This window comes from Chloracidobacterium sp. D (assembly GCF_018304685.1).
Taxonomy (GTDB): Bacteria; Acidobacteriota; Blastocatellia; order Chloracidobacteriales; family Chloracidobacteriaceae; genus Chloracidobacterium; species Chloracidobacterium thermophilum.
Genome location: NZ_CP072635.1, coordinates 251128 through 273985, shown reverse-complemented (window position 1 = coordinate 273985; position 22858 = coordinate 251128). Strand labels below are relative to the sequence as shown.

The 22858-nt window shown below is 60.6% G+C and carries 24 protein-coding genes; 18 read left to right on the top strand and 6 right to left on the bottom strand.

All coding sequences use genetic code 11. The features are described from left to right. Positions 1-59 precede the first annotated feature (59 nt). The 12 genes from J8C01_RS12305 (at position 60) to J8C01_RS12255 (ending at position 8210) form a co-directional block, all read left to right on the top strand. Positions 60-821 (top strand): SAM-dependent methyltransferase, encoded by a 762-nt coding sequence (locus J8C01_RS12305; RefSeq protein ID WP_211433143.1) that lies wholly within the window; start codon positions 60-62, stop codon positions 819-821. A 9-nt stretch (positions 822-830) separates the two neighbouring features. Then, on the top strand, positions 831-1925 hold the full coding sequence (locus tag J8C01_RS12300; protein WP_211433142.1) for an ABC transporter permease: 1095 nt from the start codon (positions 831-833) through the stop codon (positions 1923-1925). Between the two features lie 157 nt (positions 1926-2082). Beyond that, positions 2083-3288 carry an iron-containing alcohol dehydrogenase gene (locus J8C01_RS12295; RefSeq protein WP_211433141.1) on the top strand — a complete coding sequence of 402 codons (1206 nt, stop codon included), beginning with the start codon at positions 2083-2085 and terminating at the stop codon, positions 3286-3288. 50 nt (positions 3289-3338) lie between these two features. Beyond that, positions 3339-4652, top strand: a complete 1314-nt coding sequence (gene sctQ, locus J8C01_RS12290) for a type III secretion system cytoplasmic ring protein SctQ (RefSeq protein ID WP_211433140.1) — start codon at positions 3339-3341, stop codon at positions 4650-4652. Positions 4653-4655: 3 nt separating this feature from the next. Continuing rightward, positions 4656-5057 (top strand): FliO/MopB family protein, encoded by a 402-nt coding sequence (locus J8C01_RS12285; protein WP_014101273.1) that lies wholly within the window; start codon positions 4656-4658, stop codon positions 5055-5057. A 7-nt stretch (positions 5058-5064) separates the two neighbouring features. Then, positions 5065-5829, top strand: a complete 765-nt coding sequence (gene sctR, locus J8C01_RS12280; RefSeq protein ID WP_014101274.1) for a type III secretion system export apparatus subunit SctR — start codon at positions 5065-5067, stop codon at positions 5827-5829. A gap of 43 nt (positions 5830-5872) precedes the next feature. Further along, positions 5873-6142 carry a flagellar biosynthesis protein FliQ gene (gene fliQ / locus J8C01_RS12275; RefSeq protein ID WP_014101275.1) on the top strand — a complete coding sequence of 90 codons (270 nt, stop codon included), beginning with the start codon at positions 5873-5875 and terminating at the stop codon, positions 6140-6142. 77 nt (positions 6143-6219) lie between these two features. Then, positions 6220-6579 carry a hypothetical protein gene (locus J8C01_RS15645; RefSeq protein WP_371821117.1) on the top strand — a complete coding sequence of 120 codons (360 nt, stop codon included), beginning with the start codon at positions 6220-6222 and terminating at the stop codon, positions 6577-6579. A gap of 36 nt (positions 6580-6615) precedes the next feature. Then, a complete protein-coding gene (locus J8C01_RS15640; RefSeq protein WP_371821116.1) occupies positions 6616-6909 on the top strand; it encodes a transposase in 294 nt (97 codons plus the stop codon). A gap of 102 nt (positions 6910-7011) precedes the next feature. Next, positions 7012-7206, top strand: coding sequence for a hypothetical protein (locus J8C01_RS12265; protein WP_014101277.1), 195 nt, complete (start codon positions 7012-7014; stop codon positions 7204-7206). A 175-nt stretch (positions 7207-7381) separates the two neighbouring features. After that, complete coding sequence (locus tag J8C01_RS12260; protein ID WP_014101278.1) at positions 7382-7669, top strand: hypothetical protein; 288 nt, start codon at positions 7382-7384, stop codon at positions 7667-7669. A 205-nt stretch (positions 7670-7874) separates the two neighbouring features. Beyond that, positions 7875-8210 carry a HesB/IscA family protein gene (locus J8C01_RS12255; protein ID WP_211433139.1) on the top strand — a complete coding sequence of 112 codons (336 nt, stop codon included), beginning with the start codon at positions 7875-7877 and terminating at the stop codon, positions 8208-8210. A 121-nt stretch (positions 8211-8331) separates the two neighbouring features. On the opposite strand, the gene J8C01_RS12250 is transcribed toward J8C01_RS12255, so the two are convergent. The 5 genes from J8C01_RS12250 to J8C01_RS12230 form a co-directional block, all read right to left on the bottom strand. Then, positions 8332-8826 (bottom strand): tellurite resistance TerB family protein, encoded by a 495-nt coding sequence (locus tag J8C01_RS12250; protein WP_014101280.1) that lies wholly within the window; start codon positions 8824-8826, stop codon positions 8332-8334. A 160-nt stretch (positions 8827-8986) separates the two neighbouring features. Then, positions 8987-10837, bottom strand: coding sequence for a serine/threonine-protein kinase (locus tag J8C01_RS12245; RefSeq protein WP_211433138.1), 1851 nt, complete (start codon positions 10835-10837; stop codon positions 8987-8989). A gap of 62 nt (positions 10838-10899) precedes the next feature. Continuing rightward, entirely contained in the window at positions 10900-12276 is a 1377-nt protein-coding gene (locus J8C01_RS12240; RefSeq protein ID WP_211433137.1) for a thermonuclease family protein, read from the bottom strand. Positions 12277-12366: 90 nt separating this feature from the next. Beyond that, a complete protein-coding gene (locus tag J8C01_RS12235) occupies positions 12367-13119 on the bottom strand; it encodes an esterase family protein (protein ID WP_041570004.1) in 753 nt (250 codons plus the stop codon). 126 nt (positions 13120-13245) lie between these two features. Then, positions 13246-14748 carry a DUF4388 domain-containing protein gene (locus J8C01_RS12230; RefSeq protein ID WP_211433136.1) on the bottom strand — a complete coding sequence of 501 codons (1503 nt, stop codon included), beginning with the start codon at positions 14746-14748 and terminating at the stop codon, positions 13246-13248. 169 nt (positions 14749-14917) lie between these two features. Between J8C01_RS12230 and J8C01_RS12225 the strand changes: the two genes are divergently transcribed. Further along, on the top strand, positions 14918-15313 hold the full coding sequence (locus J8C01_RS12225) for a phosphomannose isomerase type II C-terminal cupin domain (protein WP_211433135.1): 396 nt from the start codon (positions 14918-14920) through the stop codon (positions 15311-15313). Positions 15314-15361: 48 nt separating this feature from the next. Here J8C01_RS12225 and J8C01_RS12220 read toward each other — a convergent pair whose 3' ends face one another. After that, positions 15362-16828, bottom strand: a complete 1467-nt coding sequence (locus tag J8C01_RS12220) for a nicotinate phosphoribosyltransferase (RefSeq protein WP_211433134.1) — start codon at positions 16826-16828, stop codon at positions 15362-15364. Positions 16829-16940: 112 nt separating this feature from the next. On the opposite strand from J8C01_RS12220, the gene J8C01_RS12215 reads away from it, so the two are divergent. From J8C01_RS12215 to J8C01_RS12195, 5 genes are all read left to right on the top strand, one after another. Then, positions 16941-17435, top strand: coding sequence for a DUF427 domain-containing protein (locus J8C01_RS12215; protein WP_211433133.1), 495 nt, complete (start codon positions 16941-16943; stop codon positions 17433-17435). Between the two features lie 32 nt (positions 17436-17467). Further along, a complete protein-coding gene (gene sctT / locus J8C01_RS12210) occupies positions 17468-18310 on the top strand; it encodes a type III secretion system export apparatus subunit SctT (protein WP_211433132.1) in 843 nt (280 codons plus the stop codon). Between the two features lie 70 nt (positions 18311-18380). After that, a complete protein-coding gene (locus tag J8C01_RS12205) occupies positions 18381-20822 on the top strand; it encodes a hybrid sensor histidine kinase/response regulator (protein ID WP_211433131.1) in 2442 nt (813 codons plus the stop codon). Positions 20823-20837: 15 nt separating this feature from the next. After that, complete coding sequence (locus J8C01_RS12200) at positions 20838-21482, top strand: IS607 family transposase (RefSeq protein ID WP_211424015.1); 645 nt, start codon at positions 20838-20840, stop codon at positions 21480-21482. After that, a complete protein-coding gene (locus J8C01_RS12195) occupies positions 21473-22813 on the top strand; it encodes an RNA-guided endonuclease InsQ/TnpB family protein (protein ID WP_211433130.1) in 1341 nt (446 codons plus the stop codon). The genes J8C01_RS12200 and J8C01_RS12195 overlap by 10 nt, the downstream gene beginning before the upstream one ends. Positions 22814-22858 lie beyond the last annotated feature (45 nt).

Sequence of the window (22858 nt, the reverse complement as noted above, 5' to 3'; positions counted from 1 at the left end):
CAGGAACGACACCACTACGGCTTGCGTTTTCCCGCCGGCCGTCATTAGCTTTTCCACCTATGACGCAGCCGGAATCTACTGCCCCAACCTCCGCTGCCCTGGTCGGTGAAGACTGGTTCGGAAGCCCATACTACGCCCTGCTCTACCACCACCGGGACGAAACCGAAGCCTGTTTCTTCATTGCCAACCTCGTACGACATCTGGAGCTGCGCCCCGGCGACCGCGTGCTGGACATCGGCTGCGGACGCGGCCGCCACGCCACCTGCCTCCACGAACACGGCCTCGAAGTGGACGCCTTCGACATCTCCCCGGACTGTATTGCCGTCGCCCAGCGCTACGCTGGTGCAACCCTGCGGTTCCACGTCCACGACATGCGGCTGCCCTTTGCCCGTGGCGGCTACCGCAGCGCCTTCAACATGTTCACCAGCTTTGGCTACTTTGCCGACGACGACGAAAATGCGCGCGTCGTTGCCGCTGCCGCCCAAGCGCTTGATGCGGGTGGCTGGTTCGTCCTCGATTTTCTCAACGCCCACTGGGTTGTTCCCCGCCTGACGCCCTTCAGCGTACAGGTCATCGGCGGCATCCGCTTTGAAATCCAACGCGAATACCGGGATGGCTTCATCCTCAAGACGATTGCCTTTGAAGATGGCGGCCGGTCGTTCCGCTTTGTCGAGCGCGTCAAGGACATCCGCCTGCCCATGCTGAAGGACTTTTTTGCAGCCGCCGGTTTGCACGTCCAGTCCATTTTCGGCGACTATGACCTTTCGGCATACGTGGCAGATGCTTCGCGCCGGGTCATTCTCATCGGACGCAAACCCTGACCTTTCCCGATGCTGTTTCAACTTGTCTGGTCAAATCTACGGCACCGGCCCGTGCGGACGGCGCTCAGCGCCTTTGGCGTGGCGCTGGCCGTCACCCTCATTCTGGTCAATGCCGGTCTGGTCAACGGCTCCCAGCGCGGACGCGCCCAGCGGGAAACAAACGTCCGGGCGGAACTGATGTTCTGGCGCGATTTCAACCTGACTTCCACCTCGGCGCTGGTTATGCCAATCCAGTACACCGACCGCCTGCGGCAGATTGCCGGCGTGGCCGACGCGGCTCCGGTAGGGCAGTATCTCAAACCAAGTGACTATGGCATCGGCGTGGAAATCATCGAGGGCATCGAGTGGGAAAGCTACCAGCGCCTGACCGGTATCCGCCTTCAGGCCGGGACGCCGCCGGTTGAGGAATACGACGCCATTGTGGATGCCGAGTTCATCCGTACCCGGCGGGTGGCCATCGGCGATACGGTCATGGTTTTTGAACGCCCCTTTCGGATTACGGGCGTGTATGTGCCGGAAGCCGGTACGGCCCGCTTCAAAATGCAACTTGCCACGATGCAGAAGCTGCTCGCCGCCCCGGAACGGTGCACGTTTATCTACGTCAAGTGCATCAACCCGGCCGAACAGGAAGCCGTCGCCGCCCACATCGTCGAGGAACTGCCCGACAACACGGTGATTCTCATCCGCGACCTGCCGGCGGCTTACGAGCAGGGCATTCCGGCGCTCAACACCTTTCTCAAACTGGTCATCGGGCTGGCGGTGGCCGTCGGCATCACGTTTGTTTTTCTGACGATGTACACCACGATCGCCGAACGCAAGCGGGACATCGGGATTCTGAAATCACTTGGGGCGTCGCCGTGGTGGATCATTCAGGCCATCGAAGCCGAGGCGCTGTTTGTCGGACTGCTCGGTCTGCTGCTGGGAATTGGAGCCGCGTATCTGGCTGTTGCCGGTATCACGACCTTTACCGCTCTGCGCCCGGAAATCGAACTCCGCTGGCTGGGCCTGGCGACACTCATCAGCCTGCTCAGTACGGCGCTGGGCGCGCTGTATCCGGCCTGGCGGGCGGCGCGGCTTGACCCCGTGGAAACTCTGGCTGAATGACACCGGTTCGGAAAACGAAAGGCTGCCGGAACAGGCTGGCGGGAGAGACATAAGCGGTGCTCGTGCGTCCGGCCGGACGCTACGCTATAGTGACCGGGCCAGGTGTGACCTGCCTGCGCTCCCAACTTCATCTCCACACAACCGAGGACCTTCTCTGATGGGCTTCATCTCCGGCAATCCACCCCTGACCCGCCCTGATGCCACGTTTGCCGTTCCGACCGAAATCAAGTACGGGATTGGCAAAGTCAGCAATTTGACCGTTGAACTCCAGCTTGCTCCCGATTTGGCCGAACGCACCCGCCTCGCCATCTTTACCGACGCCGGTGTGGCGGCAGCCGGTTTGCTCGATGTTGTCCGGCAGGCCTTTGCCGATTCGGATTACACCATTGTGGCCGTCATGGATGACGTACCGGCCGAATCGGATACGGAGTATGTCAAGCGCGCGGCAGCCAAACTCAACGAAGCGCAGGTGTCGCTTATTGTGGCCGTGGGCGGCGGCAGTGTCATGGATACGGCCAAGGTTTCGGCCATCATTGCTGCTTACGGTGGCGAGGTCAGTGAGTACGAAGGGGGCTTTATGGTGCCCGGACCCATCACACCGATTCTGGCCATTCCCACCACAGTCGGCACGGGCAGTGAAGTCACGCTGGCGGCGGTTGTCAAAGACAACGTTCAGCGCCGCAAACTCACCATCGCCAGCCCATTCATGTTTCCGCGCATGGCCATCCTCGATCCCAACATGGTGGCGACGCTGCCGGCCAAACTCGTTGCCTGGACGGGATTTGACGCGCTCACCCATGCCATCGAGGCCTATTCCTGCGTTGAGCGCGAACCCATCTCGGCAGCCCTGGCTCTGGGCGCAATTGAACTCATTGCCGACAATCTGGAAGCGGCCGTCCGGGAGCCGGGGCCGACCGAAGCCCGTGCCAAAATGCAGTATGCGGCGACTATGGCCGCCATGGCATTTTCCAACTCGCCAGTCGGCGCGGTGCATGCCATTGCCCACTCCGTCGGCGCGCTGTTTGGCGTGCATCACGGGCTGTCCAACTCAATTGCCCTGCCCTTTGTCATGGAGTTCAACCTGCCGGCGGTGGCGACCTACTACGCCGCCGTTGCCCGCGCCATGGGCATTGCCGACACGGGGCAATCCACCGAGGCTCTGGCAGCGGCCGCCATTGCCGCCGTACGTGAGTTGAAGCAACGGTGTGGCGTCCCGATGCAATACCGGGAAGTCGGCGTGCCAACCGATGCCGATACGGCGGCGGCAATTACCGACCTGACCCTGGAAGACATCTGCCTGTCTTTCAATCCGGTGAAAGGTGAACGCGAGGACATCCTGGCTCTGGTCATGCGCACCCTGTAGCCTCGCGCCGGCGCGGGTGGCCGAGCAGTGGAATTGAGGAAACACCGCTCATGAGTCAAACCCTGGATGATCCCTTTGCTTTTGATCTGTTTGCCCAGCCTGTAGCCCCGGTTGAACCGGAAGCGGCGATGCCCCCGCCAACAGAGGAGCCGCTTGCCCGCGAGCGGCACTGGACGGACACCCTGCCCAAATGCTCCCGGGCCGAAGTCGAGGCCAGCCGCGGACTGGGCAGTGTGCCGACCTGGCTTTTCGGGGCGATGTTCCGGGCGGCAGCGCCCCGGCTGCTGACCATTCTCCGTACGCCGCCGGAACTGTTCGGGATGACTTCCTTCGGTTGGTCTGAAGTCAGCGCAGCCGAACTTGGGCAAACCACAGACAGTCACCGTTTCTGCGCCACTTTTGGCGTTGGTCAACCGGGAGCGACTCTGTTTCTGCAAACGGACGCCAGCTTTGCGGCGGCGCTTGTGGAACGGATGCTGGGCGGCAACGGCACACCACCGGACGGTCTGCGCCAGGTCACTTCAGCCGAGGCAGCGGCGCTGGAGTTTTTGCTGCTTACCCTGGCCTGGGATGTCAACGCCTTGCTTGGCGAGCCGACGCTGCGGCTGACATCCTGCGCGCGCTGGCTGTCCTTTGGACATTTCCAGTCGGCCGCCACGTCCGACACCCCGACCCGCTATCTGGTGGGCACCGTCAGCCTGAAGTTTGCCGAAGCCGTCGGATTTGCCGAATTCATCCTGGACGCGGCAACGCTCGAAGCATTTCGCCAGGTGGGCAGCCACCTCTTGGCGCGGCCGGTTTCCGACCCCACACTGGCGCTCATTCGCCAGAAGCACGTGGCTGAGCTGGCCAGGGTGCAGCCGACGTTTTCCGCCGCACTGGTCATCGGACTGGTCGAAGCGACCTACGGAGAGCTTCGCACGCTCGAAATCGGCGACTTTGTCATCCTCGAAACAATCCAGTCGGTGCTCCAGCCGGGCGGCATCGGGAGCGTCACGGTAGGCGTTCCAGAAACCCTGATGCTGTTCGGTGAACTGGATGACGAATTTCGCTTGACCATCCAGGACATCGTTCCCACATTACCCATGCTTTCGTCTGAGGAAACTTCCATGCCGACTGAAGAAACGGCCACGCCACCGGCCGTATCCCTGGATGACCTTGCCGTGACGGTACGCATCGAGCTGGCGGCGCGCCGCCTGCGCCTTGAGGAAGTGGCCCAGTTGCGCACAGGGTACGTCCTTGAACTCGGTTGCAAGCCGACCGATCCGGTGACGCTGACGATTGATGGCCGTCCCATTGCGCGCGGTGAACTCGTGGATGTCGAGGGCCGTCTGGGGGTACGCATCACCCAGGCACGGAGCTAAGCCATGCTGGCGCTCATCGGATGGCAGGCCACCACTGAACCGCTTCCGCCAACCGGCGGCGGTTTCTTTTGGGCACTGCTCCAGACCCTCGTCGCGCTGGGGATTGTCTGTAGCGTCGCTTATGTCACCCTGCGGGTTGTCCTGCCGAAACTGGGCGGCCTCGGTCTGCGCCGGCCGACCGGGTTGATGCACATTGTGGACGTTCTGCCGCTCGAACCGCGCCGGACGCTGTATGTCGTTGAAGTCAACGGAAAGTACCTGCTGGTCGGCGTGTCGGAAGCCGGACTTCAGGTGATGGAAACCCTCGATGCGGCTGCCGTCGAGAAGCACCTGGCAGCACGTGAGACCTCCCAACCGCCGCCGCTGCTGGCGCAGTCCGTCGGGCGGTGGCTGATGCGAAAGTGAGGCGCGGATGGCATTGCGTTCTGGTCTTGTGAAAGCCGTGGCGACGCTTTCCCTCTTTGCCGGGATGGGCATCAGTTCGTCTCTGGTGGCGACGGCGCAGGGGGCGCTTCAGGCGAACCCGGTGGTGTTGGTTGTCACCCTGGGCGCGCTGGCGCTGGCTCCGTTTGCGCTCATCATGATGACCTCGTTCGTCAAAATCTCGGTTGTCCTTTCCATCCTCAGAAACGCGCTGGGCACGCAGCAGGTGCCGCCCAACCAGGTCATCACCGGGATTTCGCTCATTCTGACGATATTCATCATGGCGCCTGTCGCTGAGAAAATGCTGGAGGAAGCCGGCCTGTCGGACGCCACCGCGCCGGTTTTCACGGAAATGCGGGCGGATACGCTGTTCAAGGCGCTGGACAAGGGCAAGGAGCCACTCCGTGCCTTTCTCGAACGCAATGCCCACGAAGCCGACCGCCGTCTGTTTCTGGGGCTGGCCCAGCGTCTGGCGCAGAAAAACGGCAAGGACCCGAATGCCATTACGGTACGGGATTTCCGCGTCGTCGTGCCGGCGTTTGTCACCAGCCAGTTGACCGAGGCGTTTCAGATTGGCTTCCTGCTGTTCATTCCCTTCCTCGTCATTGACATGCTCGTGTCGAACATCCTGCAGGCGATGGGGATGTTCATGCTGTCGCCGACGATGATTTCCCTGCCTTTCAAACTGCTGCTCTTTGTGCTGGTCAAAGGCTGGGTGACGCTCATCCAGAATCTCGTGCTCAGCTATGCCTGACGGCTTCGTGTATGCCTGACGGCTTCGTGCAACAGGTGCGCCTATGCAGACATTTTTGACGCTGGCCAACCAAACCCTCTGGCTGATTCTCATTTTGTCCCTGCCGGCGCTGGTGGTGAGTCTTGTCGTGGGGCTGGTTATCAGCCTGCTGCAAGCCCTGACGCAAATTCAGGAGCAGACGCTGACGTTCGTGCCCAAGATGATTGCTACCGTACTGACGCTGATTTTCTTTGGAAGCTGGACGTTTACCCAACTCATCACCTTTACGCAGCAGGTGATGTCCTACATTCCGAAGGTCAGTGCACTGCCGTAGGACGACCGCCTCATCCGCCTGTGGAGCCGTCATGGCGCTGGCGCGGGCAGGGCTGGAAAAGGCAGGGAGCCGGCAGCATGCGGTATGACCCTGAAAGGCATCACCGCCGTTCAATCCGCCTGAAGGACTGCGATTACACCCGGATGGGGGCGTATTTTGTCACCCTCTGCACGCAGGGGCGGGTGTGTCTGTTTGGGGAGATCGTGGCGGGTGAAATGCGGTTGAATGAATACGGGGAAATTGTTGCCGAATCCTGGCGGTGGCTGGCGACGCAATACGATTATGTGGAATTGGACGAATGGGTGGTCATGCCCAACCACCTGCACGGAATCATCGTGATCACGGGCGATGGCCGGAACGGTTCCGGCGGCACGGACGGTTCCGATGGCAGGGGCGGTGATGATGTTGCGGACGGTTTTGATGTTACGGGCGGTTAGCATGGTAGGGGCGGTTCGCGAACCGCCCCTACCACCATGGCACCGACCGCCGCACCAACCACCCCCACCACGCCGACCGTTCCTGCGGGAAAACGCAAACCCCTCGGCCGTTTGATCGGCGCATTCAAAACGGTATCCACCAAACGCATCAACGAACACCGTGGCACGGCCGGCGCCATCATCTGGCAACGCAATTATTACGAGCACATCATCCGCCACGCGGAATCCCTCAACCGCATCCGCGCCTACATCCTGGACAACCCCCTTCAATGGCATCTGGACCACGAACGCGCGCCGGCAACCGACGCTCCCCCGTGGGCGGACGAATGAGCGGTGTGGCTTGGCGTACAGGCCGGACGTGGTATGGTTTGAGCGTCCCCAGGAAATGAATGCACGTCGGTGTCACGCGCAACCGAAGTCTGGAGAACTCACATGTACTGGCTCATCAGCTTCCTGCTGCTGCTGTATCTCGCCGTTGGGATTTACACCTTCATCCAAGCGCTCAAGATGCCGGGCAACCTGGTCGCCGCAGCCCTGGCCGGTGCGTTCTGGCCGCTGTTCTGGCTGGTCGGGAAGCAGGAAAGAGAGCGACGACTGGGCGGCAGGCGGGGCGGCTATCTGCCCTGAGCCAGTGGGTTATTCCACAGCCGTGGCGCGGTGTCACAGCAGGACCGGTCTGACTGCTTTGCCAGACCGTTGTTTACCACAACCGGCCATGCCAATGAAGGTTTCGCCCAACACCCATCATCGTGTATGCTCCTGACAGGCATTCACCTCCCTCGCGTTTACGGAGAAGTCTCACATGAGTTCGACTGAAGGCAATTTCTCAAATCTTCCCCTGTCGGAAAAAGTCTTCCATCTGCACCAGGTTGGCGTCGAAACCACGCTTTCGGTGCTGAAGTTCATCCCAAGCCTCCCGTTCAAAGGGCTTGATGCCATTGGCGAACTGACGGCGCTGCCCGTCTCTGCCATGCGCGGCATCATGGCGGGTTTGTCTGGGACGCCAGCCACGACGGATACCGCTGCACCAGCCGCCAAGAGCGCGGCCAGCGAGGAGCCAAAGCGCATCGTCCTCACTTCAAAATCTTAGCGAAGGCTTGGGAGTGTTCCCCAGGTCGATTGCTGCACCCCAGCGTAACGGAAGGGACAGGCTGCCCCCAATCCCACACGTTGCCGGGGTTCGGCCGGTTTTTTCTCTCAAAGCTGTGTCGGGAGCGTTCGTTGACACAGTCGGCTGAAATTCAGTAAAGACCAATCAGGTCACCGAATCTCTATTTTGGATGAGGCGTGCGGTCATGATTTTTTTGACAGCCAGGGCAGTTGAAGAAGTAAAGAAGTTTATGGCATCCGAAAACATTGGGGCAGAAGGCGGATTGCGGGTCCGCGTCATGCCTGGCGGGTGCTCAGGCTTTCAGTACGGACTCGACGTGGAAGATGCCCCACGTGAGGATGATGAAATCATCGTCCACGAAAGCAACGGCGGCATCCGCCTGTTCGTGGACCCCTTCAGCGGGCAGTACCTGGAAGGCGTGGAAATTGACTATGTGTCGAGCGTGATGGGTTCAGGCTTTACGTTCAAGAACCCCTCGGCAACCGGCTCGTGTGGCTGTGGTTCTTCGTTTACGGTATAGCGCTGAACCGGCTTCCACAACTGCGACAAAAAACATCAACCCAACATCAGGCTCAAGTGCAAAAGCGCCAGGGAAGTTACCTTGGCGCTTTTTCTGCTGCGGGCAATCTGTCCAAGAGGTTTCAAAGCTTGGCGATAATTTCCCGACCGCGCTGTTCAATGGCTATGCTGTCGAGCGTCCACTGGATAAAATCGCGCGCTGCGTCGGTGTTCAGGCCAAACAATCCGGCAATTTCAACGAGCTTCAAACGCTCCTCGTCCGCCAGGTGACCATCTGCGACGGCCACTTCAACGCAGGTCTGATACAACGCCCGGCGCAGGAGCGGGTTGGTAACAGGCTTGATGACTTTTTCAATCGGCGATGGACCCGCAAGCTCGGCTTCGACAGCCGCTTTGACATCGTCATCGAGAATGGAAAGACCAGTCTGGTGAATGAGTCCGTAGAGCATCACGCGCTCTTCCTCGGCTACTTTGCCATCGGCGGCTATGATGTTGGCCACACCGCGCACGAAGGCCAGCAACTCTTCCCGTGGAAAACCAGCAAAGGGTTGGTCATCTTTCGGGACTTCATTTGGGTCCTCCGTTGAAGGTACGTCAGGGGTCGTGTTGTCTTCCATAATCGGAAGCCCCTCCAGGCATTCAAGAGATTCGGCTCACCAAGCACCAGGGTCAAAGCCCACGGGAAAATACTTGACCCACAACACCCGAAACAAGGCATTTTCGTCCGGCGTGAGAGGGTAAGCCCATTACAACCAGACCTGGCACCAGACATTGGTGTTATAACCCTGTGCAGTCGCGAAACCGGCTCTCCGCCCGGCGGGTATCGCGCCAGGCACCTTCCAGCAGCGAGCGGTCACGTCCAAGTTCCCGCCGTTCTGATTCGGCAAGCCGGTCAGGAGGCTGGGACATATCGAAATCCCTTCGCGCAAAGGCATTTCCCAGGTTGCGGACCGAAACACCGTAGTTGTGCAGGGCATCCCGAAGCTGCTGGTAGCGCTCTCCCAAAGTGCGGTACTCTGCTGCGCATGTGTCTGGCGTCGTGGCGCGCGACCACTTTTCAGCGGCCTGCGCCACCTGGCTTTCAGCCATCTCAACCCGCTGGCGATGTGAGTCAATGGCTGCCGGATGCAAGGTGGTCGCCTGCTGCAGTTCACGCAGCAGTGGGTCTTCCTGCCCATCCAGCGCAAGTGGTTCAACTGCCTGGTAAACCTGTTGTGAGACCTGGTCAAAGCGGGTGCGCAGCGCATCAGACACTGACGCCGATACCGGAGAGGGGGCTTTGTCCGTTACAGAGGGAGAGGAGCCTCCATCAGTTGCACTGGAAGTTTCAACCCCTGAACCGGCCGCACGACCCTTCATGAGATACACCCCTATCCCCAGCAACAGCCCAACAACCAGCAAAGCTGCTACCGCTACAGCCCACACGGGAATCCCCAACCGTGAAGGCGAGGGGGCGGCATCGGGTGTGGCATATCCAGTCGGGGGAGGTAGAGCGTCCCGGTGGGCCGTCTGGCTCAGGGTGAGCGTCCTGGAGACCAGCGATGGCTGGTCTGGGCTGCCAGCCGCAGGAAGCGTTGGAGACAGCCCGGAGGGACGTGTCGGCGACACCCGTGAAGTCGTGATATTGCCCGTTGCTTCAGCGATGCCGGGCGGCGTTGTGGATGGCGGAGTGGGCAGGGGCGTATCGAGCACCGCCGCGATGAGGTCGGTCCCGCTGCCGAGCAACGGTGCGCTCGTCTCTCCAATCAGAGTGCCCTGCCGTGCCGCCCGGAAGCCAGCCAGAAAATCCAAAGCCGTTGCGGGACGCCCGTCCGGCTTTTTGGCCAATGCCCCAATGACAAAGGCCTCCAGCGACTCCGGCAGCTCCGGCGCGTGCGTCCGCAGCGGCGGCGGCGGCGCTGTCAGATGCATGGAAACAATTTCACCAATTGTCTTGCCCTGAAACGGCAGTACCCCGGTCAGCATGCGATACAGAATCACGGCCAGACTGTAGAGGTCAGCGCGGGGATCAATGTCGCCGCCGTGAATAAACTGTTCCGGGGAGGCATAGAGCGGCGTTCCGATGGCCTGGCTGACCTTGCCGACGCCCTCATCCAGCGATTTGGCAATCCCAAAGTCGAGAATTTTGACCTGCTCGGTCGGCTGGCCCGCTCCGACGAGGGCAATGTTGGCCGGTTTGAGATCGCGGTGCACCAAACCCGACCGGTGGGCATAGTGGAGGGCATCGCAGATTTGACTCAGGATGCGCTCAATCCGGTCAAGCGGAAACTTCCTGCTCCGCTGGAGTTCATCTTCAAGCGTTGGCGACTCCAGCAACTCCATCGCCATGAAGGGTGTGCCATCCGGCAGGGTGTCGGCATCGGTGACGGAGATGATGTTGGGATGAGACAGTCCGCCGGAAATTCTGGCTTCCCGGTGAAAAGCCTCCGCAATGGTCGTATCCGCCGCAGCAACGTCAGGCTTGAGCACCTTGAGCGCCAGGCTGCGGTTGATTCCCAAGTGCTGGGCCAGATAGACAATGCCCATACCCCCAATGCCCAGCACCGCATCCAACCGATACTTGCCGTTGATGACGGTGCCCACCAGGTGATAGGGGTCAGACAGGTTTTGACGGCGTGGGTTGGACATCTCAGCCCTCGGAATGACCATGGGCCGGCAGCAGGTTCACGCCCGGCGCGCCCCCCACCAGCTCATAGTGGGAATCGAAAAATCTTTGTCGCCCTGGTATCCGTGAACTGGATTTCCCGGATGCCACTACTGCGCAGCAGCGGTAGGTTGCCGCCTTCACTGATGGACAGGGCACGATACAACTGCCCGGCCGTCGGTTCGTCAATCGAGTCATGCATAATACGCAGGATATCCTGTGCGTCGCCAACCAGCTCAATCCGCGCGCCGGCGCGTCCGAACTGCTCATTCATAAGCCTGACCAACGAAGCCCGAACACGGTCGAGGGAGACCGTCCGTGGAATGTCACTGCGCCAGCGCGGCCCAAGCTCCCGGATGCGGGCATTGTCGCGTGCCGTCACCATCTCCATCTTGTATTTGTAGTCGTAGTCAATATCCACGTCAGCAATGCCCCGCGCCACAATCTGCAGGTTCAGCAGGGCACCATCCGGCAGGAAGGCATACACCAGCAACCGTCCCTCCCGGTCGCGGTGGCCACGGGCGGCATTGACCGGATCATACTCAAAGCGCAGGCGCTTGCCCTGCACCAGTTTGACGGTTTCAAGCCGGGCCGCTTCACCAGCTTTGGCGGTGCTGTTCTGGACTCCAATGAGGGCAACCGGCCCCAGCGTCGGCACATCGAGCACCGCGCAGCTTTCAACCCGTATGTCACTGTAGGTCGCTTTAGGGTCAAGTTCCGGGGCCAGGGGCGCAGTTGGTACCCCGGACACCGACGGACCCAGGGCGCTGCCGCTTATCTCACGTCCCGTCGTGGCCATACCAGATGCTGCCTCAGAATACCCACCATCAGCCGGAGCTTCCTCTTTCTCTGGAGGCATAAAGGCCGGTTCTTCATAGACACGCCCTTCGCGCTTGGCGATGGCTTCGGGTGATTCCGTAGCCTGCGCCCAGACGCCCAACCTGGCCTTCCGGGCCTGATATTCCGCAGCCAGCAGAATGTTTTTCGTCCGCACGTCAATAAAGTGCTGGCTGAAGTAGTAGGCATCGCCATTGCGCAGGATTTCGGCATTGAGCAGCTTCCGGCTTGGCAGCAAGTAGATGTAGGACAGTTGCCGCCCATACTTGTCCCGGTGTCCCAGATCGAGGTTCTGGTTTTCAAGCCAGACCTCAACACTCTTGCCCAGAACGAGCTGCCGAACTCGTTCCCGCGCCTGTTCGGCCGCCGGCCCTGAAGGAGGGGCGAGGATGCCAATCAGGCGTACAATCGTCCCATCTTGCAGCACAACGGTATCACCGGTCAGAACCTGCTTGATGGTTGTAATCTTCGTTGAGGTTCCCGTTGCCACCTGAGCCGCTACCGGCAGAGACAGCCACCCGGCGATTAACAGCCCCAGCGACGCAGCGACGCAGGGAAACCTGCCTGAAATCCAACGCTTCACCATGGATGCAAACCTCACTTGGGCAGAACACTGCCACGGTTGGTTGGCGTCACGGCCTGTCACCGGGAGCAAGGGAGACAGCCGCCGGCGCCGTCACTTCGGACCATAGGCATGAAAGAGGCGTGGCACATAGAGGTCCAGCATGCGCCGCCACCACGGCCAGTCATGATTGACATCATAGCCCCACAGATCGAGCGAGTGCGGAATCCCACGGCTGTACAGCACCCGTGACAGGTCACGCGACCGCTCCGGTGCCTCATAAGCCCCCTGCCCTGAAATGATGTGAATATCCGTATGGTACCGCAACAACGGCAGGAAGTAGTCGTCGTTCAGATTCTGCAGGTACTCAATGGGGTTGTTGAAGTACACATCATCGTTGTGAAACCCATCACACCACGGGCGGATGTCATACGAACCGGACATCGCGATCAGGGTGTCAAAAAGGTCTGGATTTCGGAACACGGAGTTAGCCGCGTGGTAGGCACCAAAACTGGCTCCAGTCGCAGCAATCTTGATAGGCGAGCCACCACAGTCGCTGCGGATAAATGGGCATACTTCACGAGCAACATAGTAACTGTAGGCCGTTTGGCGCGCTGCCCGCTGGGCTGGATGCAGGTGCTCGTTCATCCAGCTTTCACGGTTGATACTGTTGATGGAGTAGATTTTGACAATCCCGGCATCAATGTAGGGACGCAGTACATCAATCACCAGAAAACGCTCGTATTCCTCAAAGTCGGCCGCCGCCGTGGGGAACATCAGCAACGGCTTGCCATAGTGGCCATACACGGCAATTGGCATTTCCTTGCCAAGGTGTGGACTAAACCAACGGTGGACTTGTTTACGCACAGATGTATGAGTCTCCAGGGGAAAGATGAATGGGACGGGATGAAGCGGATTTGGGCGCGACGATACCATGAAGCCACACCGATGTGCAGGCTGTTTTGAACCCGGTTGTGAGCCGCGCTGGTGTGACTAAAGCCGGGCTGGAGCCGGAACGAGCAGGCCTTCACGGCGCAACTCAACCACCATCTGCATAGACTCCAAATCCCCCTCCAGCGACTGTAAGCACTCCCGGAAGGTGCGCTGCCCGTCAAACAACGCCTTGAGAAAGCTGATTTCCGAAGCAAAATCCTCCGGGACCACCAAAGAGGCAAAGGTGTCACTCACGATGTATGGACGGTCCAGGTCCGGCTCGGCATCGAGCAGGGACTGGGTTTCGTCATAGCGGCGGACAGCTTCCAGCAAAAGCTGCTGCGTTGTCAGGCAAATCTGGGCTGGGCGTTCCACAGGAGTGCTCCGAAAGGAAAACTCACCGCGCACCCAGCCGATGACGATGTACACCACGCGCGCCCCCTGGTACGACGCCAGCTCAGCATCCAGAATTTGTCCCTCGCGGATGTATATCCGCGCCTCGCGCCCGGCGGCAGTCACCTTGAGCAGCCCGGTTTTACGCCCCCCTTCAATGATTTGGAGCACTTCAGGCAGGGAGACTTCCTGAAGCCTGCCGCGAAAATCGGCATTGGGTTGCAGCCGACGCAACAGGTTCTTGACACGAAAGGTCAGTTCGACGGCACTGAAAGGTTTGACCCAGTAATCCTCGACGCCCCGCTCAAAAGCGGCCAGCCGCTCCTCCGGCTGTCCCTTGGATGACAGGCACACGAAGGGCACGTCCCGGAGCGTGGGATGCCGGCGCGTCCAATCGAAAAACTGGCGGCCATCCATCCGGGGCATCAGCAGGTCGCAGATAATGAGTGAGGGCTGGTGTCGCAGCGCGACTTCCTGCGCAGCCTCGCCATCCTCGGCCGTGAGTACGGTGCAGCCCAGGCGGCGCAGACACAGATTCAGCACTTCACAGGTGCCCGGCTCATCATCCACCACCAGAATGGTCTGGTCAGGAAACTGCTCCCGGTGTTCGGAGCTGAATGACCGCTCCCCGCCAGGGTCCAGCCATGTACCACGCGCTCCCTGGGCCCATTCCTGCCGGTTGATGTTGACCAGATCAACGAGTTCCTTGCGGTACTTGGCATCCTGCTCGCCCAGCAGCGGCAGAGTTTCGACATAGCCACGGGCTGCGGCCAACTCGTGGTGGGTCAGAAGAAGTTCGACGACCTGTTGTGCGCGCTCAAAAGCATCACTGTAGCGCCCCAACTGGATCATCAGTTCCACCATCAACCGCAGAAGCCGCAGGCGTTCGTCGCTGGTGGCCAGGCGCTCCGCGCGCCGGAAGTAAGCCAACGCCGTCTCAGGATTTCCCTGCAACCGATAGAGTTCCCCAATGCGACAGAGCAGGTCCACCGCCTGCCGGCTCTGACCGGCCTGCTGATAGGCATCGCTCAACTGCTGCATCAGGAAAGTGTCTTCCGGGGCAGCCGCCAGTTTCCGCTCCAGTTCCTCGATGTCGTGTCGCTGGCGGATGTCGGCAATGAGTCCAACGACCTGTTCGCGCATCGAGCGAACCTTGTCAAACAGGCCCATGCTTGAACCGCTCCGTGGCTTTCAGCTAGGTTTCCCGGCGGTATGCAAGTCTAGCACAGGCCCCCGGATGGGAAACCAACGCCCCTGCCATCCAAAACGCCCGGACGAGTTTATTGAACGCTGTATTCAAACCCCAACGGCATAGCCAGACATCACATGACCAGACCTCATGAGTGACGTGATCCCTGCCATTGAACATCCACGCGGGTTGGAACGCGCGTTGGAATACGACCGGCGCCCCTGGGGGCAGTATGTTGTTCTCGACGAAGGCCCAGGTTACAAGGTCAAACGCATCGAAGTTCTGCCGGGCCGGCGCCTGAGCTACCAGAAGCACACGCGGCGGCATGAGCACTGGATCGTGGTGCAGGGACGCGCCCAGGTGACACTCGACGGCCACGAACACCTTGTCCACACCGGCGAAGCCGTGGATGTGCCGGTAGGCGCAGCGCACCGCATTGCCAACCCGGATGACATCCTGCTGGTGCTCATCGAAGTTCAACGTGGCGACTACCTGGGCGAAGACGACATCATCCGGCTTCAGGACGACTACGGGCGCGCAACCTAGCGACACGACCGGCAGCCACGGCAGCCTGTCCACTGTCCCTGGCTTCGGCTAGTGACCACCGTTGCGCGCCTGCAGAATCAGCCGCATCTTCAGGTCGTAGAGGGATTGTTCCAGCCCTACCGGGTAGATGTGCGGATTGACAAACCGCTTCAGCCCCGGCGCCAGCCGGGCCAGCCCTGATTGCGCCCGCTGCCGGACGGCTTCCAGGGACGGCATCCCATACACACACGCACCCCGCCGAAACACAGGCACGAGCAGGTCTTCGTACGTCGCCTCAGCCGGGATGCGCTTGCGCCGGGTCGGATCGAGGGGGTCAATAATGACGCACCCGGAAGCCGGCGGTGAGGGAAGGTCATAGATGGCGTCGCCGATGAGTTCGCCATCCACGCTGTAGCGCCGCACCTGGTGAATACCTGGCGTCGAAATCTTGATGGACTGCTCCGACAGCTTGATGCAGTAGCGCCAGGAGTCGTCACCACGGTCACGCAGCGCCGTCAGCTTATAGACGCCGCCCAACGTCGGCTGGTCGTAGCCGGTCACGAGTTTCGTGCCCACGCCCCACACGTTGATGCAGGCTCCCTGCTGCTTGAGGCTGTTGATGATGGTTTCATCGAGGTCATTGCTGGCAACGATGCTGGCGTCCGGGAAGCCGGCGGCATCGAGCATTTTGCGCGCTTCGATGCTCAGGTAGGCCAGGTCTCCCGAATCAAGCCGGATACCGATCATTTCATGGCCCTGCTCGCGGAGCCAGCGGCCAACCTCGATGGCATGGCGCACGCCTTCGAGCGTGTCGTAGGTATCCACCAGAAAGACACAGTTGTTGGGCATCGCCGCCGCATAGGTGCGAAATGCCTCCAGCTCGTCGCCAAAGGACATCACCCAACTGTGGGCATGCGTGCCGCGTACCGGAATGCCATACACCTTGCCAGCCAGTACGTTCGAGGTCGCCGCACAGCCGCCGACATAGGCCGCCCGGCTGGCCGACAGCCCCCCATCCGGTCCCTGCGCCCGGCGCAGCCCAAACTCGATGACCGGTTCCCCCTGCGCCGCCAGGCAAATCCGCGCCGCTTTCGTGGCGATGAGGGTCTGGAAGTTGATGATGTTGAGAATGATGGTTTCAAGCAGTTGGGCCTGCACGAGCGGCCCCGTCACCCGCACGAGTGGCTCGAAGGGAAAGACAATCGTGCCTTCGGGGATGGCGTCGATGTCGCACACCAGCCGAAAGTCGCGCAGCGTCGCCAGAAAGTCAGGCTCAAACAGCGGCTGACCATCCCGCCCCGGAAGGCTGGCCAGATAAGCCAGGTCACTGTCATCAAAAGTAGCTTCTACCAGCATTTCGATGAGCGAGTGCAGCCCACAGGCAATGGTAAAGCCACCGTCGAACGGGTGCCGGCGGAAAAACATCTGGAAGACAGCTTCTTTTTCGCCGCGCCCCGACTTCCAGTAGGCTTGCGCCATGGTGAGCTGATACAAATCGGTCAATAATAGGGACGGAACGGGCCGTGTCGTCGGCATACGGTTCAACTCTCCATCGCGCTGTCAAACTCCCGACTGTGCCAGCAGGGGCTGTAACTGTTCCGCGTTAGCCTCCGTTTGGCAAGCCATTCTTTCCTGTACGCTAAGGCTTATGCTTCCAAAACCCATTCCGCCACAACCCGGACAGGAATCTGTCTGGGACTATCCGCGCCCACCCCGGCTGGAACGCACGGCGAAGCGGCTGCGCGTCGTCTTTGCCGGCACAACCATTGCCGAAACGACCCAGGGCTGGCGCGTCCTCGAAACGAGCCATCCGCCAGTCTATTACTTTCCGCCAGCGGATATCCTTCCTGATGTCCTTGTGGCCACACCGCGCACGTCCTACTGCGAGTGGAAAGGCATGGCTCAGTACCACAGCGTACGGGTCGGACAGCGGATCGCACCGGATGCGGCCTGGAGTTATCCCCGGCCGACGCCTCCATTTGCCCCCATTGCCGGTTACGTCGCTTTTTACGCTGCTGCCATGGACGCCTGCTACGTGGACGATGAACCGGTCGTTCCCCAGCCGGGCGGTTTTTACGGCGGCTGGATTACCAAAGACATCGTTGGGCCGTTCAAAGGCGTTCCCGGCTCATGGGGCTGGTGATGCGCCAACTTGTGAGGGCCGGCGCATGAGGTATGACGGACCCCATTGGCTTCATTGATGCACTGTTGCGCCTGCTCGACGTGCAGGTGTCAGTGGCGGCGCTGCTCGTGCTGGGCGGACTGGTCTTTGCCCGCATGCTGGCCTTTGTGACCGTCGTGCCCTTTTTCGGCGGACAGAGCGTGCCCAACCAGGTCAAGGTTGCCGAAGCTGTGGCATTCGTCCTGCTCATCGTGCCGGGCCTAAGCGCCAGCGTGCCGGAACTTGCCCTGCGCGGCGGGCCCTTCGGCTTTGCCATTCTCGTCATCAAGGAAGTGGCCGTGGGGTTTACCCTGGGCTTTGTCGCCTCGCTGGTTTTTGAGGCCATTCAGGTTGCCGGGCGCATCATTGACGCGCAGCGGGGCGCGATGATGGGCGAGATGCTCAACCCCATGCTTCAGGAACAGGTCTCCGAACTGGGGCAGTTCAAGCTTCAGGTGGCTATTGTCATCTTTCTGGCCCTGGGCGCGCACCGGTTGGTCATCGAAGCCCTGTTTCGCAGCTTTGAACTCATCCCCGTGACGGACTTTCCCAAGCTGGGCACGGGCCTGTCGCCGGCACTGACCAGCATCATCCTGCTGACAGGTGAAATCCTGACGCTTGGCGTCCGCCTGGCCGCGCCTGCCATGGCTGCCCTGCTGCTGACCGATGTGTTTTTCGGACTCATCAACCGCGTTGCACCGCAGTTCAACGTGTTTTTCCTCAGCATGCCGGTCAAGATGGCGCTCGGTATTTTCATCGTCATGCTGTCGCTGGCCATCTATGCCGAACAGTATCAGGCGGCTTTCAGGGAGGCACTGCAAGCCTTCGAGGTGCTGATGCGGCAGCTTGCGCCGTAGGTTACTATGGCGGATTACAGTCCCCCCAGATACACCCGCCCTGCCTTCACTGCCGCACACCTTGCCCGTTATGCCTTCCGATCCCTCCTGGACTCCCGACAGTGCGGCTCTCCAACGTAACCTGGCACAGGTGCGGCGGCTTCGGTGGCTGTATGCCGTTCTGCTGCTGACGCTCACGGCTCTGATGATTGCCGGGCAGGTTGCCGTACAGACCTTCATTCACCGGCAGCGCGACGACGCCCGCATCATCAACATTGCCGGTCGCCAGCGCATGCGCAGCCAACGGCTGACCAAGTGCCTTCTGGCCTGGCAGGTCGCAGCGACGCCAGCGGAACGCCAGGCTTACATTGACGAACTGCGGGACACCCTCAAGCAGTGGAAAGCGGCCCACCAGACGCTCCAGGATGGCAACTCCGAAACCGGCCTGACGGCGTGCAGCACGCCGGCCTCCCGTGCGGCCCTTCAGTCCACCCTGCCCCACTTCAACGCCATGGTCAGCACGCTGGAGCAGGTGTTGGCCACGACGGATGCCACGGGCCTGCCCCGCCCACCCACACCGGAGCAGGTTCAAACTGTCCTGAAACACCAACGGCTGTTTCTGGCCAGGATGGAAACCGTCGTTGACGAACTCGAAGCCGGATCGAATGCGTGCCGCGTGCAGTTGCAGGTTTTTGGGTGGGTCTGGCTGGGCGTGGTGCTGGTCATCTTCACGCTGGAGGGGAATTTCATCGTCCGCCGGGCGCTGAAACAGACGACCGCCGTCATCCGTGAAATTTCGCTGGCGCGCGACCGTCTGGCCAGCCTCAACCGGCGGCTGGAACAGGCCCGTGATGCCGCCCAGGCCGCAGCCCGCGCCAAATCAGCTTTTCTGGCCAACATGAGCCATGAGATTCGCACGCCGATGAACGGCGTCATCGGCATGTCCAACCTGCTGGCCAGCACGCCGCTTTCCGGCGAACAGCGCGAATACCTGGAAACCATCCGCTCCAGCGCCGAGAGCCTGCTCGTCATCCTCAACGACATTCTGGACTTCTCGAAAATCGAAGCCGGCGCGCTCCGAATCGAGCAGACGCCGTTTGATCTGCGTGAGTGCATTGAAAGCACACTGGATGTCATTGCCGAACCGGCCAGCCGCAAGCGGCTGGATGTGGCCTACCTCATCGAAGACAACGTCCCGACCACGATTGTCAGTGACCCGACACGCTTCCGGCAGGTGCTGCTCAACCTGCTCAGCAACGCCATCAAATTCACCGAGCAGGGCGAAGTCGTCGTGACGGTCAGCGCCGAACCACTCGACGATGACGAGCCAAGCCTGACCAAACTTACCGCCAACGACCGACCCCGGCGCTACGAACTGCGGGTGGATGTGCGCGACACCGGCATTGGCATCCCGCCCGAAGCCCACGACCGGGTGTTTCAGGATTTCGAACAGGCGACGGAGACGACCTACCGGGTTTATGGCGGCACAGGTCTGGGACTGGCCATCTCCAAACGCCTGGTCGAAATGCTGGGCGGCAACATCTGGTTTGAAAGCGAAGTCGGACGGGGGACGACCTTCCACTTCACCCTACTGTGTGAATCCGCTCCCAACCAGCCACGGGTGTACGTCCGCGGCTCGCTGCCCGAACTCGAAAACAAAATCGCCCTCGTGGTGGATGACAACGCGACCAACCGGCACATTCTGGAGTACCAGCTTCGCGCCTGGCACGCCACGCCGCTGATGGCAGCGTCGGCCGCCGAAGCCCTGCACTGCCTGCAACAACCGGGCACCAAAGTGGACATCTTCATTCTCGATGTGCAGTTGCCCGACATGGACGGTCTGACCCTGGCCAGAGAAATCCGCAGGCAACCAGCCTATGCCCGGACGCCGATTCTGTTTTTCGGTTCAACGATGGAAGAAAGTCTCAAGGCGCAGCTCAGCACGTTTGCGCCGTCCGCGATGATGCCCAAGCCCATCCGTCTGACGCGCTTTCAGCGCCAACTGGAAGAGCTGCTTGCACCGCGTCCCGAACCAGCGCCCAGCACGCCCCAACCGCTGTTTGATGCCACTCTTGGGCAGCAGCATCCCCTGCGGGTGCTTGTCGTCGAAGATAATGTCGTCAACCGGAAGCTGGCTGTGCGAATGCTCGAAAAACTGGGGTATCAGCCCGATACCGCCTCGGATGGCATCGAGGGGGTGGAAGCCATCCTGGGCGCGGTCGCCTGTGAAAAACCCTACGACCTGGTCTTCATGGACGTACAAATGCCGGGAAAAGACGGACTGGAAGCCGTCCGGGAAGTGCGGGCGGCACTGGCGCCAGATATGTGTCCACGCTTCATCGCGCTCACGGCGGCGGTGCTGGAGGAAGAACGCCGCGCCGCCTTTGCCGCCGGCGTGGACGACTACCTGTGCAAGCCCTTCACAGTCCATGATCTGGTGGCAGCCCTCCAGGCCACATCGCCGCTGGCCCGACGCCACCGGGCCAAATCCACCGGGGAGCCGGACTCTAGCTTGCCGTATAGTACGCGATAGTGTATAATAATGCTCATGGAAAGCACTATAAGCACAGGCAAGGCGGCAAAACTCCTTGGTGTCTCGGTCAAGACGTTGCAGCGTTGGGAACGCGAAGGAAGGCTGATTCCGGTGGCCCGAACGGACAGCAACCGCCGCCTCTACACTGAGACGCAGATCCGTGAGTTCATCGGTTTGCGGCAGGCCAACCATGCGCCAACAAAGCTTGTCGCCTACTGTCGGGTATCGAGTGCGGCGCAGAAGCCGGACCTGGCGAATCAGCGCAAAGTGCTGGAAGCGTTCGTGGTGGCGAAGGGATTGGCGGGGGTCGAGTTTATCGAGGAAGTGGGCAGCGGGCTGGACTTCAGGCGCAAGCGGTTTCTGGCCCTTATGGACGAGATTGGGCGACGGGAAGTCAGGATGCTGATCCTCGCTCACCGGGACCGCCTCACCCGTTTCGGCTTTGAGTGGTTCGAACATTACGCCCAAACCCATGGCTGCGAAGTGCTGGTACTGAACCAGGAACGGCTGTCTCCCGAACAGGAAATGGTGCAAGACTTAATGACCATCGTGCGCTGTTTTTCGTCCCGGCTGTACGGTTTGAGGAACTATCGAAAGAAGTTGGATGAAGCGCTGAAACAGGATGCGAATGACGTCAAAAAGGCCCAACAATGCAACTAACCCACAAGATCGCTCTTTGTCCGACTCCTGAGCAGGTGGACTACTTCAAGCGCGCCTGCGGCACGGCGCGGCGTGTTTGGAACTGGGCGCTCAATGAGTGGAACAGGCAATACGCAGCAGGCGGCAGGCCAAACGCCATGGCGCTCAAAAAACAGTTCAACGCCATCAAGTACACCAACCCGCAGTGGCTCGATGAGAACGGTCGGCCTTGGTTGCAAGACATTCACCGGGATGCCCACGCCCAGCCGTTTGCCCATCTCGCCAAAGCCTGGGAAAGATTCTTCACCGACCTCAAGGCTGGCAAAGAGGCACACGCACCGCGCTTCAAGAAAAAGGGGCGTTGCCGCGACAGCTTTTACGTAGCCAACGACAAGTTCCGTCTGGTCGGTAAGACGATCCGCCTACCCAGGATCGGCGAAGTCGCCATGACCGAGGAACTGCGATTCAAAGGAAAGATACTGGGCGCAACGGTTTCTCGCACCGCGGATCGTTGGTTTGTGGCAATACAGGTCAAGGTGCCTGATGCGCAATTTTATCGGCGTCGCACGTCGCACGAGGTCAACGGCATCGACCTTGGCATCAAGGCTGCCGCAACGATCTCCAGCGGTGAAGTCATCGAGGCGCCAAAGCCGCTCAAAGCAGCGCTGCGTCGCCTCAAGATTCGCGGTCGGCGTCTCAGCCGCAAGCTGGAAGCCGCCAGGAAGGCAGCCGGATTTGAACGCCATGCCCGCCTGCCTGAAGGAACGCGCCTGCCGGTATCGAACAACCGGCAGAAGTCCGCTGCGATATTGGCAAGGCTCTATGCCCGCATGGCCAATATCCGAGCGGATTTCACCCACAAGCTCACGACTCGACTCTGCCGCGAAAACCAAGCGTTAGTGATCGAGGATTTAAACGTCAAAGGGATGCTGCAGAACGAGAAACTCGCCCGCGCCATCTCTGACGTGGGTTTTGGGATGTTGCGCTCGCAGTTGGAATACAAGGCCCGGCGCTACGGTACTCGTCTTACCATCGCTGATCGCTGGTATCCAAGTAGCCGACTGTGCTCCATCTGTGGCTGGAAGAACGAGGCGCTGACATGGAGAGATCGAACATGGGTGTGTGCGCAATGTGGTGCGCACCATGACCGTGACCTCAATGCGGCGCTGAACCTGAAACGGCTGGCAACCGAAACTGCCCTACCCGTGGCGAGTCCGTCCAGCAATGGCGGCGCTGCGGCGGGGACCGTCCCCGCCGTAGTCGGGAAAGTCACGCCTGTCAGATACGACGGTGGTCAACAGGACACGTCGGGGCAGGAAGAGAACCGTGCGCACTTTTGCGCACATTCTTGATAGCAGCTGATCGGTTGAAGCCATCCAATCCAAAACCGACGACAG

Excerpts from the sequence above, each read along its gene's own strand:
- J8C01_RS12230 (WP_211433136.1), bottom strand. The coding sequence starts at position 14,748 with ATGGGCCTGTTTGACAAGGTTCGCTCGATGCGCGAACAGGTCGTTGGA.
- J8C01_RS12285 (WP_014101273.1), top strand. The coding sequence starts at position 4,656 with ATGCTGGCGCTCATCGGATGGCAGGCCACCACTGAACCGCTTCCGCCA.
- J8C01_RS12250 (WP_014101280.1), bottom strand. The coding sequence starts at position 8,826 with ATGGAAGACAACACGACCCCTGACGTACCTTCAACGGAGGACCCAAAT.
- fliQ (WP_014101275.1), top strand. The coding sequence starts at position 5,873 with ATGCAGACATTTTTGACGCTGGCCAACCAAACCCTCTGGCTGATTCTC.
- J8C01_RS15640 (WP_371821116.1), top strand. The coding sequence starts at position 6,616 with ATGGCACCGACCGCCGCACCAACCACCCCCACCACGCCGACCGTTCCT.
- J8C01_RS12265 (WP_014101277.1), top strand. The coding sequence starts at position 7,012 with ATGTACTGGCTCATCAGCTTCCTGCTGCTGCTGTATCTCGCCGTTGGG.
- J8C01_RS15645 (WP_371821117.1), top strand. The coding sequence starts at position 6,220 with ATGCGGTATGACCCTGAAAGGCATCACCGCCGTTCAATCCGCCTGAAG.
- J8C01_RS12200 (WP_211424015.1), top strand. The coding sequence starts at position 20,838 with ATGGAAAGCACTATAAGCACAGGCAAGGCGGCAAAACTCCTTGGTGTC.
- J8C01_RS12300 (WP_211433142.1), top strand. The coding sequence starts at position 831 with ATGCTGTTTCAACTTGTCTGGTCAAATCTACGGCACCGGCCCGTGCGG.
- J8C01_RS12260 (WP_014101278.1), top strand. The coding sequence starts at position 7,382 with ATGAGTTCGACTGAAGGCAATTTCTCAAATCTTCCCCTGTCGGAAAAA.
- J8C01_RS12240 (WP_211433137.1), bottom strand. The coding sequence starts at position 12,276 with ATGGTGAAGCGTTGGATTTCAGGCAGGTTTCCCTGCGTCGCTGCGTCG.
- J8C01_RS12225 (WP_211433135.1), top strand. The coding sequence starts at position 14,918 with ATGAGTGACGTGATCCCTGCCATTGAACATCCACGCGGGTTGGAACGC.
- J8C01_RS12255 (WP_211433139.1), top strand. The coding sequence starts at position 7,875 with ATGATTTTTTTGACAGCCAGGGCAGTTGAAGAAGTAAAGAAGTTTATG.
- J8C01_RS12295 (WP_211433141.1), top strand. The coding sequence starts at position 2,083 with ATGGGCTTCATCTCCGGCAATCCACCCCTGACCCGCCCTGATGCCACG.
- sctT (WP_211433132.1), top strand. The coding sequence starts at position 17,468 with ATGACGGACCCCATTGGCTTCATTGATGCACTGTTGCGCCTGCTCGAC.
- J8C01_RS12220 (WP_211433134.1), bottom strand. The coding sequence starts at position 16,828 with ATGCCGACGACACGGCCCGTTCCGTCCCTATTATTGACCGATTTGTAT.
- sctQ (WP_211433140.1), top strand. The coding sequence starts at position 3,339 with ATGAGTCAAACCCTGGATGATCCCTTTGCTTTTGATCTGTTTGCCCAG.
- J8C01_RS12245 (WP_211433138.1), bottom strand. The coding sequence starts at position 10,837 with ATGTCCAACCCACGCCGTCAAAACCTGTCTGACCCCTATCACCTGGTG.
- J8C01_RS12205 (WP_211433131.1), top strand. The coding sequence starts at position 18,381 with ATGCCTTCCGATCCCTCCTGGACTCCCGACAGTGCGGCTCTCCAACGT.
- sctR (WP_014101274.1), top strand. The coding sequence starts at position 5,065 with ATGGCATTGCGTTCTGGTCTTGTGAAAGCCGTGGCGACGCTTTCCCTC.
- J8C01_RS12305 (WP_211433143.1), top strand. The coding sequence starts at position 60 with ATGACGCAGCCGGAATCTACTGCCCCAACCTCCGCTGCCCTGGTCGGT.
- J8C01_RS12195 (WP_211433130.1), top strand. The coding sequence starts at position 21,473 with ATGCAACTAACCCACAAGATCGCTCTTTGTCCGACTCCTGAGCAGGTG.
- J8C01_RS12215 (WP_211433133.1), top strand. The coding sequence starts at position 16,941 with ATGCTTCCAAAACCCATTCCGCCACAACCCGGACAGGAATCTGTCTGG.